The sequence below is a fragment of the Bacteroides sp. A1C1 genome (assembly GCF_004328515.1).
GTDB lineage: Bacteria > Bacteroidota > Bacteroidia > Bacteroidales > Bacteroidaceae > Bacteroides > Bacteroides uniformis.
The window spans coordinates 230,470-248,482 of record NZ_CP036491.1 but is presented as its reverse complement, the minus strand read 5'-3'; the positions used below and the strand labels follow the sequence as shown (position 1 = coordinate 248,482).

Genomic DNA, 18,013 nt, shown 5'->3' with positions numbered 1-18,013 from the left:
AAAAAAAGTTTTAGAAAATTATTAACTGATGCAATCTAAATTTGCAATCATAATTTAAATTGATATTGTTTGACGATTTAAATCTATAACTTTTTTTTTAATTCATTGTTGTTTTAACAATTAATTATATTTAGTAAAACAGACACTTACTCTTGTGTGTACATCTCTTGTTTTCCTCATACTCTATGCTTGAATTTATAATGGAAGATAGTTAATATGCTCACGTGTTATCCCAAATCTCAGCTTTCGGTAAACGGAAATTACTTTTGTATTATTCTGCAAGACCTTTAAGAGATACATAAGGCGGTTCTTTAAATCCGTTCTTTTTTCACGTTCTTTAATTCTGTTCTTTCGAACAAATGCACTATATTTGTTTCATGGTGAATCAGGAAAAAAACTTATCTATTGAAACTTTGCGTGGTATCGCTATTTTATTGGTAGTGGTGGGGCATGTCATCGGTTCCGGACCTGGTGGGGGCATGAAATTTGATTTTCCACATCCATTGCGTTATCTTTACGTATGGATAGATTATATTCAGATGCCGTTGTTTACGGCTATTGCCGGCTGGGTTTATGCGTTGAAGCCTTTCTCTGCATCTTCCGGTTTTGGAAGTTTTGTCCGGAAGAAAGCTTTGCGTCTGCTGGTGCCGATGGCGGCGGTGGGCACGTTGTATTTTCTGGTACAGTATCTGATGCCGGGCACTAATAATAAAGGGGAGCTTAGCCAAATGTGGCGCATTTATGTATTCCCTTATACCATATATTGGTATCTGCCGTCGTTGTTCTTGATTTTTGTAGTGCAATGGTGGATGGACAGCCGGAAGTGGATGGACACTCCGGGCAAGTGGGCTGTTTGTTGCATTGTGGCGCTGATTTTCAGTAGGATAAATGATGTATGGATTCTGCATGAGGTTCCCGACCTGTTCAGTTTCAAGGGCGCTTTGGGACAGTTGCCCTATTTCTTTGTCGGCGTGGCTGCCTGCCGTTTTGCTGTGTCGCTCTACAGTCGTCTGGCTGTCAGGCGTGTCTTGCTTGCCGTGGCGCTATGGGGGATTGTCTTGATACAGATAGTGTGGTTCTATCCCGGTAAATACGCCTCTTTGAGCATGTTGCTTTATCCCGTGACGTTGATTCCCACCTTGTTCCTGCTGCTGGCATTGAAGTGGCACAACCGTTTTTTTGTCTGGATAGGCGGCTATGCGTACAGTATTTATCTTTTTCATGGTTTCGGTACTTCCGGTGGGCGGATTATACTGAAAATGATGGGGATTGATGCGATTGTCCCCATATTGCTGTCTGCAACTTTTATTGCAACAATCGGGCCGGTATTAGTAGACAAACTGTTTAACTGTTCCAAAATGCTGCGAATGCTATTTCTTGGAAGGAGATAATGCTCTCAGTCTGTTGCGCACCCTTATCATAAAACGCCGTAGCCACGGGAATGTTTCTCCCGACTTCAGATTATAGTATAGTGATTTGGATTCATAAATCATCTGGAAAGTTTCTGTACAAAGCACCGGTTTCTTGGTCAGGCGGTTGATTTCCGCAGCCTGCGGCATAGAGCTTTCTACAAACAGCATGTAGTCGGTGGATGAACCGTATTCTTTGGCTTTGAAGGAGGCGTGGCAATTCGCCCGTTGGCGTGCAGCCATATCCGGCAGGTCCAGCATGACGAGCTTATTGTATTTCACATGGTTCTTCTGGAGCCAGGCTTCCGTCTCCGGACGGTATTTCTCCAAGCGTGAAGTGACCAGTGTGCCAATGGTGACTTTGGGAATGAATAGCGGAAGAGCGTTCAGCAGGAAATGACGGTACTTCTCGCCGTCATCGTTCTCTTCCGGAGTGGGGTCTGCGCAAAGCACACCGTCGATGTCCATGCACGTTTTTTGCAGAATAGAGTGGTTCATGATGTTCCATTGGAAGAAACGGGGATAATCGACTATTTCGAAAAAATAATCAACAGAATGAGTGTGTAGTGGAACTGCATAAATGGCACAGTATTTGATGTTGTATAAATGTTCTATGTCCTTCAGGAGCTCGCGGCATTTCTTCACAGCTTTTCCCGTGGCTATGCTGTCGTCCACAACCAGTACTTTGTGTATGTGGGTCATGTTGAAAGTTTTCCCCCGTTCTCCGGTCTGATAAATATGCCCGTTGCGGAAAGAATCAATGTCCGTGACGGGCAGGTTCAGATAGAGTGCCAGCAGGTTGGCGGGAAACATGCCACTGCGGGGTACACCGACAATGAGGTCGAAATCCCGTGGCAGAATGCTGAGATGTTGCAGGATGCAATGGTTCAAGTCGTCTATGTTACGATAGTTCATGTAGTTTTCTTCTTTAGGAATGAGTCGATTATTTCATAGATTTTCTTCACGCTATGCCCCCAACTGTGGGTCTCGGCAAAGGCTATGCGCTGTTTGGCCAGTTCTTTGTCGTCAGCTTCGGTCACAGCACGGTCTATGGCCGCAAGCCATTCCTCCGGGTTGATGGCCAGGTGCGTGTGACCTGTAAATATGTTGCGCATGGTGTGGGTACTGGTTGCGACAGTGGGTTTACCCATAGCCAGATATTCGTCTATTTTCAACGGATAGTTGCCGTTGGTAATCTTGTTCACCATTTGCGGATTGATGCAGACATCGTAGGCAGCTATGTAGGCCGGTAATTCGTCCACTTTTTTTTGTCCGGTGAAATAGGCATTTTTCAAACTATGGATACGGTCCCGACGGAAAATGTCATCTTCCGGGCCGGTGAACACAAAACTATAATCGGGACGCTGACTTATTATCTGATAAAGCAGTTCTCCGTCAAGGCGGGTACTGTTTATCGTACCCATATATCCGATGATAGGATGTGGAATATTTTGTACATCATCGGGTGTTCCGTACTCTTTGGCGGGGTCGTATAGCGTCAGGTTTACTCCGGTTTCGATGGGGTAGGTATGGGGATTGTAGGCTTGCAACTCTGCGGCAAAACGGGTGGAGTTTGCCAGAACAATGTCTGCAGAGGCTGCTAATTCCGGCTCAAGACGGGTGCCGTGCCTGCGCCAGTAAGCTTCGCCTATGACGTAGTCGCGCCGATAATAGATGCTGACAGCCGGATGAATATACTCCTTCAGATAGCGGCTGCGGTAAATGTCTGTATCAATGAGGTGAATGTAATTCTTGAAGCCGAGTGCGGTGGCCTGCTCTACAATCCATCGGGCTATGCGGGCATTGTTTTTTCTGTTGACGATATTGAAAAGCGATGCGGGCAGGAAATTGGCCGAGAGCACTGTGAAAGGACAGTCCAGTATCCACATGTTGGCGTTGATTTGCCGGAGCGGTGAAGTCTCTCCCTTGATGACAGCCATGCGCCGGATGTAAGACGGAGATTGTCTGTCCCCTCTCAGCCGGATGGAAATGTCCATCGGAGTGTTTATGTAGAGCACCCGGTTCTGCTTTGAAATTTCCAATGCAGTATTCTTGATGGTACTACCTATTTCGATGTCCCATGTTTGCAGGCTGGTGATGATGAAGTCTCTCATGATGTTTGCCGATTACTGGTGAATACTGTGATATATCTTTACATATTCTTCTGCTGTGTGTTTCCAGGAGAACAGTTTTACACGTTCCAGACTGTAATTTACTTGTTGCTGATAGAATGTTGCATCATTCTCCAGACGTAGCAAGGCATCTGCTATTTTTTGCGGTTTTTGAGGGTCGACTAAAATGGCACCTTTACCGGCAACTTCGGGCATTGCCGAAACGTTGCTCGTCACTACAGGAGTACCGCAAGCCATAGCCTCCAGCATAGGAATTCCGAAACTTTCACGCAAGGAAGGATAGAGGAATGCAAATGCTGCATTATAAAGGGTTACTAAATCTTTGTTGCCGATATATCCTGGATAATACAGATGTTTTTTTATCCCGGTGATTCCTTCTTGCTGAAGAAGCTGGTCGATATATTCTTCTTTTAAATCGGCAATGAGAAGGGGGCGTTTCGTTTGGGATGCTTGCAGATATAACGCGTATGCTTTCAGGGTACGCGCCGCATTCTTTTTGGGGTCTGTATTTCCAAGAAAGAAAAGAAAGTCCGGATGCGGTATGTATTTCTGCACAATACTCTTATCGGGTGTTTCCTGCATCGTAAAGTAAGCGCTGTAGCCGTTGTACACGGCTTTAATGACTTCTTTGGGAAGCTGCAAAGCTTCCTGTATGCGGGTACACTCGAACTGCGAAACTGTAATAATCTTTCTTGCTTTCTTCAGGATGCGGGGAACAATCAGGCGACGGTAATGCCATCCCATTTCCTGATAGAAGGAAGGACTGCGATGCTGACGCGGCTCCAGATAGATAATGTCATGAAGCGTCAGCACCAAAGGGATGGGACACCATAGCGGGGCTGTGTTCGATGTACAATGCAGCAAGTCCGCTTTCAGCTTCCTGGCGGCCTGGGGCAATGCTATCTGCTCCCACAGTGGATAAGTAGGGCAGCAAAGCTCAATGATATGGAGGTTTTCCGATTCTTCCAGGCACCGGTCCTCCCCCGGAGCAACGAATACGTAATATTCATTACTGTCTTTCCGCTTTTGCAGTTCTTTCAGTGTCTCCAGGATGACAAAGTCCATACCATGCTTGTCTTTGCGGAAAATGCGTTGGGCTTCGATGGCGATTCTCATTTTGCTGCCTTTCTTTTCTTTTTCCGTTTAAAGATTCTTGTGATGTGGCTCATGGAAGAGGTGACTACCAATATGGGCAGAGACCAGAAAGCGCTCCGGAATTTGCGGCTGATTTCCCCTTCGGGCATGGCCATCAAAAAAGTGATGAATAAAACGGCTAAAAGTGCATACCATTTTGTAGCAAGCGGCCACTCCAGGAATGTTATTGCCACGGCACATATCGTGATATATAAGATGAGCAGAAAACGGGATGGAAGTAGCCATTGGAATAATTTTTCGCATAAATCCCACTTTCCTTGTAAGAAGGCTATCGGAAATTGTTGCAATGCCAGTATGGAGCTGCGATACTGTGAGCCCAACCAGCGTTGGCGTTCTTTGCTGTACCCCGATGTATCGTCCGTCTTTTTGCAATAGCAGACTATTTCTTCCATGTATTCGGTATATATGTTTTCCTTCAAGAGTTCCATTTCTGTAGCTTTGGCCAAATCGCTTCCTGATAATCTGGGAGCGATTTCCTGAAACATCTCAAAATCAAACATCATGCCCGAACCGATGAGGGCGGAGGAGAATCCCAGTGCCGTATGTGCCTTGCGGAAGAGGTGGTTGTTGATTTCTTCGCTGGTGGCGTTTAATACGGCGATGTTGGTATTCAGGTTTTCCGTCATGCGGTGGGCTTGGATGGCATCGCATCCGGAGTAGTAGGCGTTGTTGAAAAGCTCCAATGCGTTAGGAACAACTTTGTTGTCTGAATTGAATATGGTGATGGCATCGTACTCATGAGGAGAATAACGCTCCATAACCTGCTGTATGGCATATATCTTTGTGCAATGCTCTTTATCGGGCACGACAATATTGACCGACATCTGGAGCAGCGTAACTAAGTCTTCTTCGGACAGTTGTGTGGCAGCTACTGCGATGTCGTATTTTTCTCTCGGATACATCTGCGTATCAAGGAAATGATTGATGGACTCTATCACTTCCTTGCCGTTTTTCAACACAACAAAGAGGACCAGGAAACGATGTTGCTTGGGGGACGGTGGATAGGGATTCTTGTATTTCCGCAAGGAGGCCAATGCATAGATAAACAAGTAGGCTACGGGGATGCCCAGCAATAAGAAAAGAACCGCGTCTGTCATTTGCAAGGCATTGTTGTTCTCGTCCATCCACCAGTCGGGATTGAATATGGAAAAAATGTCGTTCATATATGTTTTCTATTTAATATTTTCTATTTCTTTTTCATTTTTTGTTGGGTCAGCAGTTGGTCGATATGCTCCCCATTAATCAGGACTGACAAAAATAAAATAACCATGAATCCTGTAGGGAATTGGAAGAAAAAAGCATTTCCATAGGCGCTTATCATTAGTCCGAAAATGCCGCAAGCAATGGCCGTGAGTATTCCACGTAGCTCGTTATTCTTAATCCGAAACATGATAAGATAGCAACCTCTTAACAATGTACTGACATATATGGTAAGAAAAAGCACTAATCCTACAATACCGGTTTCCATCCATATCTTGACATAAAAAGAATCATGGGGAATGAGTGTTGTGAGACGGGAACCATATTTTCTGGCTTCTACCCCTCCCAAACCGAGTCCTTCTCCGAAAGGTTTGTATTTTAGATATTCAGCCAATCTTTTTTGGTTTTCTTTGCGGACAGTGTATGAGGCATCTTCTGTAGGTCTGAAAGCTGTGCGCATGCGTCTGATTGAAGAGTTACTTTCACCGATATAGGTATGGGCGAAAAAGATATAAAAAAATAAGCCGAATATGACTGTAGCTCCCATGAGCTTGATATTTTTACTGAGGAAAGTAAACAATATGCTTCCTCCGATGGGGACAAACAGTGCACCGCGAGTTCCGGAAATGAACAAGGCATATATGGAACAAAGGGCAATAATTATATAATAGAGTCTTATGAAACGTTCTTTCACGAAGATAGCCGAGATACCGAACAGAATGGCAGCAAAACCCATGTTGGAACCGAAATTTCCAGCATCTGTGAAAAAGGAAAAATATCGGGTGACATTGGATAAAAGGTGTGTCTTGTACATTTCCGTTTCAATCAGCATGGTTGTTTCTGTCTCATCAAAACCTACATATTTCTGGTAAACAGTTTTGGCTACGGCTGTCAATGTGAATATGGACAGAAAAAGCATAATGATGCGCAATCGCTTATAGGAGGTCATTGTTAAAACGCCAATTAATGACATGACAAGGGTGCTGTATATGATTCCACGAGAGTAAATCCAAGCTTCCGTGAGAGCTGTTGGGTTTATGATTTCAGCCGCAGTATATATGGCCCATATGCAACCTCCAAACGTCAGAATATTTTTGGTGTATTTCCATGCAATCTTACCTTGTTGATGATAGGAATATATCAAAAGTGTTATAAGCAGGGTGACGGTTGCAACATCATACCAGACACTCAACCCACTACCTTGCGTGTATCTGTACCAGGGAATGAAAAAGTAATTGAATGTGAATAGGAAACATACACCGGCAAAAGGGTTTCTTAATGCTTGTATTGCTATTATCAAGAAGAAAGGGGAAAGGCAAACGTATGCAATGATATCCCAAGTACTGAATAATATGCTATAGATGAGTGCACCCAGTCCGATGATGAACACTAATAATGTTACCGCCAAGGGAGATATGCTATGTCCTTTGATATCCGTTTGCATTTATTTGACAGCTGCTGATTTTGATGTTAAACCTAATTGTGCCAACCGGCTGAAGAAACTGTGGACCGGAGTATGAGGAGGTAATTCTCCGGTAAAGCTTTCAACCACTTCGCGGTCTGCATTGTTGAGATACATAAATAGAGGAGTTCCTTCCAATTCTTCCTTTAACGGTTTCAATCGGGTGTCGTCATCTCTGCCCCACAATCGGGCAGCGTTGGCTATCAGCAAATTGAAATCTGCTTTTTTCAATACCGACATAGGTAAAGTGGCGGTACTGACAGCAGGATATTCCACTAAAATAATGTCCGGTATTTCTTCTGCTTCATTTAAAGCCCAGAAGTCAGACAATTCTTGAGCTTGTACATATCCCTTGTTTTGGGTGTCGAAATCGTGGTCGTATTTTACAAGGCGCACTTTCATACCCTCAGTTTCCCAGTAATCGATGAAATATTTGGCAAGGAATGATTTCCCTTCACGTTTCTCCATGCTGAGCAGGTTTATGACGGTGGGACGATCCGGATGTAAGTAGTTGTTGAATTGTCGGCAACTGTAGGCTGCGGCAAGCCGGTTGCAAGCCTTGAGGAATCCACGGAATTTTAAGTTGCTTACACCGTTGAATGCTGCAATGACAGATAGTCCGGTCAGACGTTTGCTGCGGTCAGGGTCTCGGAGAGTGCGGTCTAACAATTCAATCAGCAGGAAGTAACCGCTTATGAATATTAAACTGCCGAAGAATGCCGCAAGGACGTAGATAATTCTTTTTCTGCCATTGTCTGTCAGCGGATACTCGGGTGATGCTATGACCTGCAGGTTGGCAGTTGTCATCTTGATATTCTGCAAACGGAGGTGTGCTTCAGCAAGGCCTCCTATTTGTCGGCGGTAATTGTCTTCGGCAATGCCTACGGCACGTTCTTTTCGCTTGATTTGAGTGCCTACGGGTGAGAATTCCCGGTATTGGCCGATAATGTCCCGTTGGCGGTCAACCAATACTTTCACTTCAGCTTTGGCTTTCGCCTCATTGATGCATGCCGTCAGCCATTCTGTCACCATTTCTCGAATGCCTACACCCTCCTTGGAGAAACCATACTCGTTTAAATTATCGGAGAGATGGCTTATTTTTTCTTCTGCCTTTTGCAGAGCATCTTTTTCTCTTTGAAGTTTATCACTTTTCTTCTGACTTTGTTCTGTGGTAAAAATTTCTTGTTCGAGAATGCTTTGGTTCAAGGTGCTGACTTTTTCCAACTCTTGTAATAAATTCGTATTTGTGCGTATAATCTTGGCCCGTATGTCCATTTTATTCTCTAACATTTGGCGCAAGGCTACTGCACTTCCATAATTTCGTTGCACTGCTTCCATACGGTCGTCTGTCGCATATTTGGTCAAAGCCAATGCCTTGGATTGTTCGTCGTAGTTGATGACTTGTTTTTGAACACTATAGTCTGTCAAATCATCTTCTTCTGCAGTAAGTGCTTTTTTGGCTATTCGCACTTGTTCTTCAAAATAGGCGATAGCACTGTTTGTGGCACTGAACCGGAGTTGCTCATAAGCCTTTAACAGTTCATCTTCCAATATCTTGAGGGTGTTTTGCGTAATACCGGGATCGGAGGAGGTATATACCAATTCTATCAGGTCACTGGTACCCAATCGTTTAATGGTGATTGAATTTAATGCGTTATAGCTATAAAACGGATAAGGGCGGTTGAATATGGAATAGACAAAATTGCTACTGTTCTCCTTTCTGTAATTCATTAAATTAGTTACGGTTTTATCCAAAGAGGAACGGTCTACCAAAGCCAATACTTCTTTTGGAAGGATTTGGACAAGTTGTCTGTAATGTTTGGCTTGAATGTACATATTGTCTTTCCATTCATCACCGTGTACAAGATTGGTTGCAAGCAGTCGAACGGAAACCTTTGCCAAAGTGTTTTTGGACTTGCCAATATTAATGATATTGTCGAAAGTACTGTTGATGTTGATAAGCTGGCTTCCATCCAAATTGGTACTATTGGTTACGCCTGCATATAAACTACTGTTTACCGTATAACTGTATGGTAAAAATTGGGTAAAGTATATGACCAATGCCGTAACAAGAAGACTTCCCCACAATAACCAATAACGGATGCGGTAAAAGAAGCTTGCCAAAAATTGTACTATATTCATAATTAGTTTACTTGTCTGTTATAACTTTTACATTAGTCAACATTTCCAATAATACAATTGAATTGTGTAAAGCTACACGACTCTGCTCATACGTGGTCACGGCACCGGTGCGGCGCGCACGCTCTAAAGAAAGTGCAATGATGTCGATGGCTCCTTGTATGAAATTATTTTCAGATATTTTCATTTGTGCATTATACAAGGCAGCCGTTTCTGCTTTGGCTTTGATGGTGGCTAATTGTTCGGTAACTGCATTGTAGGCTTCCAAGACCTTTAGTCTCCGTTCTTCCATGACATCTTCTTGTACATATTGCAATTGTTCTATCTGGTAGCGATAATCTTTCAGTTTCAACGGACGGTTGAATAGATCACCCAGGCTGACACCGACGCTGGCCCCGACATTGAAGTTGTGCTGGGCACTTGACATCGTTGTCTGGTACATAGGGGTGAACTCGTCACTGGCATTGCCTATGATGTTGTAGCGTCCGTAAGAATAGTTACCGTTCAGCCTGAAGTAGTTCCACCAATTCCTTTTTTCCAGGCGATATTGGTTCTTGACTTGCTCTACTTGGGATTGGGCTCTTTTTACTGACGCATTCTCTGTTACTGCATCAAGAAAGACGGATAGAGGAGGCAACTCTAAATTCTCAATATCTATTGATGTCTTCGAACTGATTAAACCCAATGTGTTGACTTCTATTTTTTTGTCCTCCATTTTGAGCTGTTCCAATATCTTGATGCGCTCCTCCCGTGTCAACTCCTGCTGCGCAGCCACAGACAAAGACACCCCCAACAATCCTAAGAGGATTACACTGTAAATGATGGAACTGATATATCTTTTTATTGTCTCTAAAGCCATATAATTCCTGTTATCTTTATTTTATACATTCTCTTTTTGTACAAATGCCGTCAGCGTTTTGCACAGTATCTTCATGTCCAGCCAGAATGAGAATTCTTTGGCGTATTTAATGTCCAGTTGTTTGCGTTCTTCGGCCGACATCTTCCCGGCGCCACCTCGTTTCTCCACTTGCCACAGTCCTGTCAGTCCGGCAGGGGCCATGAAGCGTTCGATATATGCGTCGCTGGTCAGCAGCTCGGCTTCGTAGAGGGGGAGCGGGCGGTTGCCCACGATGCTCATGTCTCCTTTGAGGACGTTGAACAGCTGCGGCAGTTCGTCAATGCTGTACTTGCGGATGAAACGGCCTACGCGGGTGACACGGGGATCGTTCTCTATCTTGACAAACGTATTCTGTTTTTCTTGGGCCTTCTTTTTAAGGAAATCTTCTTCGGAGATGACAAAATCGTCCGAAATCAGCAGGGTAGCCTCCTCTTCGGAAGTGCCGGTCAGGTCGTCGAAGCGGATATCGGGCTGCTCGTCCGTAAGCTCTTCCTCTATCTTATATTGGTTGAGGGCATTCAGTTCTTTCAGGCGCTTGTCTGCATTGGTGTACATGGAGCGGAACTTCAAGAAGTTGAATATCTGGTAGTTGCTGCCTACACGCTGGGATTTGTAAATCACTTTGCCTTTACTCTCCATGCGGATGGCTATGGCTGTGGCAATGAGTAGCGGAGAAAGCACAACGAGCACTGCACACGCAAACAGTATATCGAAGATACGTTTCCACATAGGCAGGTGGAAGGTGTTGAATATCTTACGGTGTGACTGGCTGAATTCCTGCAGTTTGTGCTCCTTGCGCAACCGGAGGAATTTCGTCATTTGCTGGAGGCTCTCTTCGCTGGCCATAGGGGAAAGGGTGTTGTTGACACCTGCCTGCAGATAGAGCTTGCGGTGTTCCTTCTGCAACCCTTCGGTGATGAGGATGATGTAGACACGGGGGAAGCGCTTGTGCAGGAAAGTGATGTCCTGGCTGTCCTTTTGAGGGGTACTTTCTTCGTAAAGAATGGATGTGTTGTACCGTTCGCGGATACCGTCGATGACTTTCGCCGCTTTGTTGCAGGATGAAACAGCCATGAACATGCCTCCCGCAATTTTGCTCAAGTGGCCGATGGTGACGCGGTTGCTACCTATGTAGATATAATATAACATATCCATTGATTTTGTTGTTTAGAGAAATTTCTTGATGCGGGCCTTCAGCTCCATAGGATTGAAAGGTTTCAGTATGAAATCCTCGGCTCCTGCTTCGAGCAGGTTGATGCGCTCGGTGGTACTTTCCTCACTGGAAAGCATCACAACCGGAATGTCCTTGAACAGTGAATTGCCTTTCAGATATGCCAGAAATTCACCTCCGGTCATTTTGGGCATGCGTATGTCCGAAATGATGAGAGCGGGCTCGTTCCCCTCATTCAGCCATTCTATGGCTCTGACGGGATCTTCGAAATAGACCAGCTCATTTTCTTTTCCTAAATAGACCGAGAGTACCTTGCCTATGGCAGGTTTGTCATCTACAAATAATATTTGTTTCATTGCTTATGATAATTGTTTGCTATATTTATCTATATACATTTTCTTCTACCGGGTGTTCGTACCATTCCGTATACTGGGTTCTGTCTTGGGCCCAATAGATGAATTCCGGATATGCGCTTGCTTCGGGGATATCAGTGCGTGAAATATTGATGGTTTCCTTGGGATAGCGGAAGCCATACGGCACGCAGATTGCCCATGTGTTGTTGCCTGCTAAGTCAAGATTCTCTTGCTGTATGGTTCCGGCGGCAGTGGCGCCATATCCCCAAAATTCGTAAAGATGAACTTCCATGCGTTGTTCCATGCTTTTATATTGATAACAGATGAAGAAGTCCAGATTGTCTTTTGAGAATAGGGGTTCTGTCCGGTTTTGGTCTGCCAGTTCAATAATGACTTTATAAGTATACTCTTTGGCGGTCACTCCAATGCCGGTATTTACCATCTTACCCGATTCAACTCCAAATACATTGTGTACTTCGCCTGCGATGGGGATTATGACATTCGGATCGGAATCTTCCATATAAGTAGCGTTATTGTACCTGAATTTGTTGTACGAGCTGTTGAATGACTCCTGGAAACGCGAATCGTCGCCTCCGGTCTTGATTTCCCGGATATCGGATTTATTGATTCCGGTAATCCGGAGCCCTACGCCCAACGGCTTGCTTGCTCCTGCCGCAGCAAGGGTCACGTCGAGCTGTATGCGCTTGATGTGGTTCGTCTTTTTCTCGCGGTGATAGTAGGTCTCCACGTCCAAGACCACGTCGTTGAAGTCATAGTCGCCTACCAACGGGAAGTTGTCTTCGAATACGTACGTATAGGAGACTGGGTCTGTAGGGGGCTCTGAGCCGGACTCGTTCGGAGTATTGCCTTCGCCCGTGCAGTCTCCGGCGGGAATGGTGATGGGGGATTCTCCCCATTTGGATATGGTTCCTTCGGTATTCTTGATGGCATCAAGGAATTTGGCTTCCCACCAGATGTCCTCAGTGATATCATCGTCAATTTCTTTCACTTCATAATGAATGTTTCCCTGGCTGGAAAAATTCCCTATATCTTCAACTTTATTGATTTTTACCAGTGCATATTCATTGTTTGAGCCCATAAATTGTGCTTGTGACAATTCTGCTTCATCAAGTACGGTTATCATGGAGTTGTCACCCATTGTGATTCTGGTGTTGTAATTGTTGCTATGGTCCCCGAAATCCTCTATCTCTGCAGAAGAGGTGTCTCCCATGTTCAGTGTGCCTACAAATTCTTCCGTATATAGATAGCATCCGTTGTCTATAGTGATGTTGCTGTGGGTTTTCCCGATGTAGGCTTTGCCCTGGTTGATGAATTTGCATCCGCTGTCGAAATTCATTTCATCGACACGTACGGTACCGCAATTATAGAATACTCCTCCCTGGCTGACATGGAAATCATCTATTTCTATGGTGCCGGCATTGTAGTTGTAGCTGCCTCCGGATGCATTGGTCAATTCGATGTCGTTCCCTTTGATGGTTCCACCCGCGTAGACGATAAACCGGCTGGATTGCACTAAAGTGAAGGTGTGCTCGTCCGGTATCACGATTTCCCCTCCGTCAATCACATAGAATTCGAAGCCTCGTTCAACGGTCATGTTGTTTCCATTGGGTTCCCAGCTGCCTTCAATGATGATGATGGCCGGATTGTCACTTCCCATGCCGTCCTTGCTGATTTTATTCCTATATATATTGTCTTTGGAGATTTTGTAGGCTTTTCCGTTTTGAAAATCGGTATTCGGCCTTATTTCTTCGGCGCTTGATAGCATTGCGGTGATTTCCGCCTCAGACTTTTCCGGTGAATAGGTCTCGATGCTGACACTGCGCGTCCATGCGGTACGTGTAGTTGCAAGGGAATTGCCGAAAGCGGCATGGAGCTGACCGTTTTGGATGGATACATATTTTACTATGTTGCGGCTGTGTGTATCGGTGCGGCACACAAAAGCGCTCGTCAGTACAGAAGGGCAGTCCATGACGGTAGTAAATACTGTTGTATTATTGGCGGTGCCTTCTGCCAGCAGTTTGGCAGATGACCGGCTGATTAAGGGGTTCTTGTCGTAAATACGTATGGTATAGTCGATGCCGGTATCTTCGGATACAGAAACATTGACCCGGACCTGCTGAGTCATTTTCCAATCCATAGCCGGGTCTATGTTCTTGACCGGAAACCTGTCTTGATAGGCTGCTTTCACTTTTTCGGGGTTAAAAACATCGTCTTTACAACCCTGCAGCAGTATGCCTACTGTAAGAATAACAAGTGGCAGAAAGCGTTTGTATAGGGTATTTTCTCCCATATTTTATATTTGTTTTGCTTGATTGTAAGCAAAAGTACGTTTATTTAAACTAATAAGCTTTATTAATGGGGGATAAAAGCATGGTGATTAACCCTTTTTAACGCTTTTGTGCGAATAGATAAAACAAGTTTATTTTGAAAATTGTCAATATAACTATATACCCTCTGTGTTGCTGCTTTACTGAATCTTGGTGATTTCTCCTGCCAGGTCGGAATTCATGCGGTGGCGGATTTCGGCTTGGTCCAGTCCGTGTCCCAGGAGGAACATGAGTTTGGTGACGGCACATTCGGGGGTACTGTCATAGCCGCTGATGACACCTGCCTGGAGAAGTTGCAGACCGGTTTCGTAACGTCCCATCTCGACGGCGCCACTTTGGCATTGGGTGATGTTGACGATGACAATGCCACGTTCGCTGGCTTCTTTCAGCTGGCGGATGAACCATTCTTTCTGGGGGGCATTGCCGGAACCGAAGGTCTTGAGGACAACAGCTTTCAGGCCGGGAACATGAAGCACGGAGTTGATGATGCTTTCCTGGATGCCGGGAAAGAGGGTGAGCACTACGACATTGGTGTCGAAAAGGTAGTGCGGCTTCATGGGGCGTGACGGGTCGGGACGGTGGATGAGGTGCTCGTTATAACGGATATGGATGCCTGCCTTTGCCAGTGCGGGATAGTTGAAGGAGCGGAAAGCATTGAAATTCTCGGCATTGATTTTGGTGGTACGGTTGCCCCGCATCAGCTCGTTCTCGAAGAAGATGCACACTTCGGGGACGATAGGAGTACCGTCCGGATGCTTGGCGGCGGCTATTTCAATGGCGGTGATGAGGTTCTCTTTCCCGTCGGTGCGCAGGGTGCCGATGGGAAGCTGGGAACCGGTGAGGATGACCGGCTTGGAAAGGTTCTCGAGCATGAAGCTGAGTGCGGAGGCTGTATAGGCCATCGTATCGGTACCGTGCAGGATGACGAAGCCGTCGAAATTGTCGTAGTTGTAGTTGATGATTTTTACAATCTTTGCCCAGAGGGAAGGTTCCATATCGGAAGAGTCGATAGGCGGGTCGAACTGATAGGAAGAGATGCGGTAGTTGAAGCGCTTCAGTTCGGGGACATGCTGCAGCAGTTGGTCGAAGTTGAAGTTCTCAAGCGCACCGGTCTCGGGATTTTCTATCATTCCGATAGTTCCACCAGTGTAAATCAATAGTACGGAAGGGCAATCGACTTTCATAAATTTCGTATTTGGGTTCTTTTTGGGGTACAAAGATAGCGAAAAAAGTCATGAGTGATATCACTCATAACTTTCTTACCTCTTCTTTCAACTGCCTGATAGCTTTTTCCGCATCTCCTTCCTTCTCGTTGAGCAACGTGACGAAGCGGCTGCCGATGATGGCACCGGATGAATGGGTGCAGGCGGCATCGAATGTCTGCTTGTTGCTGATGCCGAAGCCTACCATGCGTGGATTGCGCAGGTTCATATCTTTTATCTTCTTAAAGTAGGCTTGCTTCCGGGTGTCGAAGTCTTTCTGGGCACCGGTGGTGGCGGCACTGGACACCAGATAGATGAAGCCGTCGGTGTGGGCGTCTATTTCGCGGACGCGGGCTTCGCTGGTTTCGGGGGTGATGAGCATGATGACACGGATGTCATACTTCGAGGCGATGGCTTTGTAACTCTTTTCGTAATCGCGGAAAGGGAGGTCGGGAATGATGACGCCGTCGATGCCGCATTCCACGCACTTCTGGCAGAAGGCTTCGAAGCCGAACTGCATGATGGGATTGAGGTATCCCATAAGGACAAGCGGGATGCGGACATCGCGACGGATGTCGCGCAATTGTTCGAAAAGCAGACGGAGGGACATGCCGTTGTGCAGGGCGCGGGTGGCGGCATTCTGGATGACAATGCCGTCGGCCATGGGGTCACTGAACGGAATTCCGATTTCAATCATGCTGACTCCGTTTCTTTCGAGGGCACGGATAACGTCGGCAGTACCGTCGAGGTTGGGACAGCCTGCACAAAAGTAAATGGACAGCAGATTCTTGGGGCTGTCCTGGAAAAGTTGGTTAATGCGGTTCAACATACTATTTACAATTTTACAATTTACTATTTACTATTTGGCTGCGCAATATATGCTGCATGTTACGATTTACAATTTTACAATTTACTATTTACTATTTGGCTGCACAATGTACGCCGCATGGCAAATTGTACATTGTACATGGTAAATCGTAAATCGTCAAATAGTAAACCCATCGAGTTCTTTCAGGAAGTTTGAGATGCGTTCCACATCCTTTATTCCCGGTGCCGTTTCGAAACGGCTGTTGATATCGATACCTGCGAAATAGGGGTGGCGGAACTCCCGGAGGGCTTTTACGCTGTAGGGGTTGATGCCGCCGCTGAGCAGGAACGGGGTGGGACCGTTGTAGCGGTGCAGGAGGTTCCAGTCGAACTGGTTGCCGGAACCGCCGTACTGCGGGGTCTTGGTGTCGAAGAGGTAATAGTCGCACAGACCATTGTAGGCAGATACGGAAAGCAGGTCCTTGGGCAGCAAGATAGAGAAAGCCTTGATGAGGTGCAGGCCTGCATTGCGCAGGGAACGGCAGTACTCGGGAGCTTCATTGCCATGCAGCTGGATGTAGTCAAGGCCGAAACGGTCGGTATACATCAGGATGTTTTCCTTACTTTCGTTGACAAAGACGCCGACGCGCTTGGCGCAGGCTGGCAGATACCCGGGCATCTGGCACAGACAACGGGGAGATTTGGGGTAGAAGATAAAACCAATCATATCTGCACCTTGCAGTTCTACATTGCGGATGTTTTCTGCTTCGGTCATTCCGCATACTTTGATGAGAGGAGACATTTTATTTACGATTTACTATTTACGATTTACTATTTACTATTTGGCTGCGCGATGTAACGCTGTATGAGAGACTTTTGTATTTACAATTATCAACTTTCAACTTTCAATTATTAATTAAGAGACTGTCTTGGATGAACTTTTTCAGGGTTTCGCCCGGGTTGGCTGTTTTCATGAAGGTTTCGCCGATGAGGAAACCGCGGAAGCCGGCGGCACGCAGGCGGCAGATGGTTTCGGGGTCGGAGATGCCGCTTTCGGAGACAAGGAGCGGGGATGCCGGTCCGTGGGTGGCTTCGCGCAGTTGCCGGGCTATCCGGAAGGAGTTTTCCACATCGGTGACGAAAGAGCCGAGGTTGCGGTTGTTGACACCCACCATGTCGACCTCCTTATTTATATAGGAGAGTTCCGAAGGGCTGTGGATTTCGAGCAATACCTCCAGCCCGAGTTCGTGGGCTTGGGCGGTGAGGGTGCTGCACTGCTCCGGACTGAGGCAGGCGGCAATGAGCAGTACGGCGTCGGCACCTACGATGCAGGCTTGCAGAAGCTGGTACTCGTCGATGATGAAGTCCTTGCGCAGAATGGGGATGCGGACGAGCGGACGGACCGTGCGGATGTCGCGCAGCGTACCGCCGAAGAACTTCTCATCCGTCAGGATGGAGAGGGCGGCGGCGCCGGCGGCTTCGTAGGAGGCGGGTATTTCCTCTGCTTGGGCAGCCTCGTTTATCCAGCCTTTGGAGGGTGAACAGCGTTTGAACTCGGAGATGATTCCTGTAGAAGAAGCGGCAAGGGCCTGCTTCATGCTGCGGCGGTGGACCGCATTCTCCCGGATGATGACTTCGGCTTGCTCCTGCAACTGCTTCGGAGAGACGGTTTGCTTCTGCAGTTCAATCTCTGTTTGCTTATGGGCGATGATTTCGGACAGTATATCTTTCATTGCT

The 18,013-nt window shown here is 46.2% G+C and carries 15 protein-coding genes; 1 reads left to right on the top strand and 14 read right to left on the bottom strand.

What is annotated here, in order from left to right; all coding sequences use genetic code 11:
• Window positions 1–359 precede the first annotated feature (359 nt).
• On the top strand, window positions 360–1,391 hold the full coding sequence (locus EYA81_RS01045) for an acyltransferase family protein (RefSeq protein ID WP_242672405.1): 1,032 nt from the start codon (window positions 360–362) through the stop codon (window positions 1,389–1,391).
• Here the strand turns inward: EYA81_RS01045 and EYA81_RS01040 are convergent.
• The 14 genes from EYA81_RS01040 to trpC form a co-directional block, all read right to left on the bottom strand.
• Window positions 1,371–2,324, bottom strand: coding sequence for a phosphoribosyltransferase (locus EYA81_RS01040; protein ID WP_117964519.1), 954 nt, complete (start codon window positions 2,322–2,324; stop codon window positions 1,371–1,373). The genes EYA81_RS01045 and EYA81_RS01040 overlap by 21 nt on opposite strands.
• Window positions 2,321–3,523 carry a glycosyltransferase gene (locus EYA81_RS01035; RefSeq protein WP_131225280.1) on the bottom strand — a complete coding sequence of 401 codons (1,203 nt, stop codon included), beginning with the start codon at window positions 3,521–3,523 and terminating at the stop codon, window positions 2,321–2,323. Before EYA81_RS01035 ends, EYA81_RS01040 begins: the two co-directional genes overlap by 4 nt.
• A 12-nt stretch (window positions 3,524–3,535) precedes the next feature.
• The gene (locus EYA81_RS01030) at window positions 3,536–4,657 is read right to left on the bottom strand and encodes a glycosyltransferase family 1 protein (protein ID WP_131225279.1); all 1,122 of its coding nucleotides are present in this window, start codon (window positions 4,655–4,657) and stop codon (window positions 3,536–3,538) included.
• Entirely contained in the window at window positions 4,654–5,859 is a 1,206-nt protein-coding gene (locus tag EYA81_RS01025; RefSeq protein WP_131225278.1) for a glycosyltransferase family 2 protein, read from the bottom strand. The genes EYA81_RS01030 and EYA81_RS01025 overlap by 4 nt, the downstream gene beginning before the upstream one ends.
• A gap of 23 nt (window positions 5,860–5,882) precedes the next feature.
• Window positions 5,883–7,340: an O-antigen ligase gene (locus EYA81_RS01020; RefSeq protein WP_131225277.1), complete on the bottom strand. Its 1,458-nt coding sequence runs from the start codon at window positions 7,338–7,340 to the stop codon at window positions 5,883–5,885.
• Complete coding sequence (locus EYA81_RS01015) at window positions 7,341–9,500, bottom strand: hypothetical protein (RefSeq protein WP_119961504.1); 2,160 nt, start codon at window positions 9,498–9,500, stop codon at window positions 7,341–7,343.
• Between the two features lie 7 nt (window positions 9,501–9,507).
• Window positions 9,508–10,356 (bottom strand): TolC family protein, encoded by an 849-nt coding sequence (locus EYA81_RS01010; RefSeq protein WP_119961505.1) that lies wholly within the window; start codon window positions 10,354–10,356, stop codon window positions 9,508–9,510.
• A 21-nt stretch (window positions 10,357–10,377) separates the two neighbouring features.
• Window positions 10,378–11,544: a sugar transferase gene (locus EYA81_RS19845; RefSeq protein WP_131226401.1), complete on the bottom strand. Its 1,167-nt coding sequence runs from the start codon at window positions 11,542–11,544 to the stop codon at window positions 10,378–10,380.
• 18 nt (window positions 11,545–11,562) lie between these two features.
• Complete coding sequence (locus EYA81_RS01000; protein WP_119961506.1) at window positions 11,563–11,922, bottom strand: PleD family two-component system response regulator; 360 nt, start codon at window positions 11,920–11,922, stop codon at window positions 11,563–11,565.
• A 25-nt stretch (window positions 11,923–11,947) separates the two neighbouring features.
• Window positions 11,948–14,230, bottom strand: a complete 2,283-nt coding sequence (locus EYA81_RS00995) for an LruC domain-containing protein (protein WP_131225276.1) — start codon at window positions 14,228–14,230, stop codon at window positions 11,948–11,950.
• Between the two features lie 177 nt (window positions 14,231–14,407).
• Window positions 14,408–15,451, bottom strand: a complete 1,044-nt coding sequence (gene ansA, locus EYA81_RS00990; protein WP_087333088.1) for an asparaginase — start codon at window positions 15,449–15,451, stop codon at window positions 14,408–14,410.
• 64 nt (window positions 15,452–15,515) lie between these two features.
• On the bottom strand, window positions 15,516–16,298 hold the full coding sequence (gene trpA / locus EYA81_RS00985) for a tryptophan synthase subunit alpha (RefSeq protein ID WP_131225275.1): 783 nt from the start codon (window positions 16,296–16,298) through the stop codon (window positions 15,516–15,518).
• Between the two features lie 156 nt (window positions 16,299–16,454).
• Window positions 16,455–17,078 carry a phosphoribosylanthranilate isomerase gene (locus EYA81_RS00980; protein WP_131225274.1) on the bottom strand — a complete coding sequence of 208 codons (624 nt, stop codon included), beginning with the start codon at window positions 17,076–17,078 and terminating at the stop codon, window positions 16,455–16,457.
• A 103-nt stretch (window positions 17,079–17,181) separates the two neighbouring features.
• Entirely contained in the window at window positions 17,182–18,009 is an 828-nt protein-coding gene (gene trpC / locus EYA81_RS00975; RefSeq protein ID WP_119961510.1) for an indole-3-glycerol phosphate synthase TrpC, read from the bottom strand.
• Window positions 18,010–18,013 lie beyond the last annotated feature (4 nt).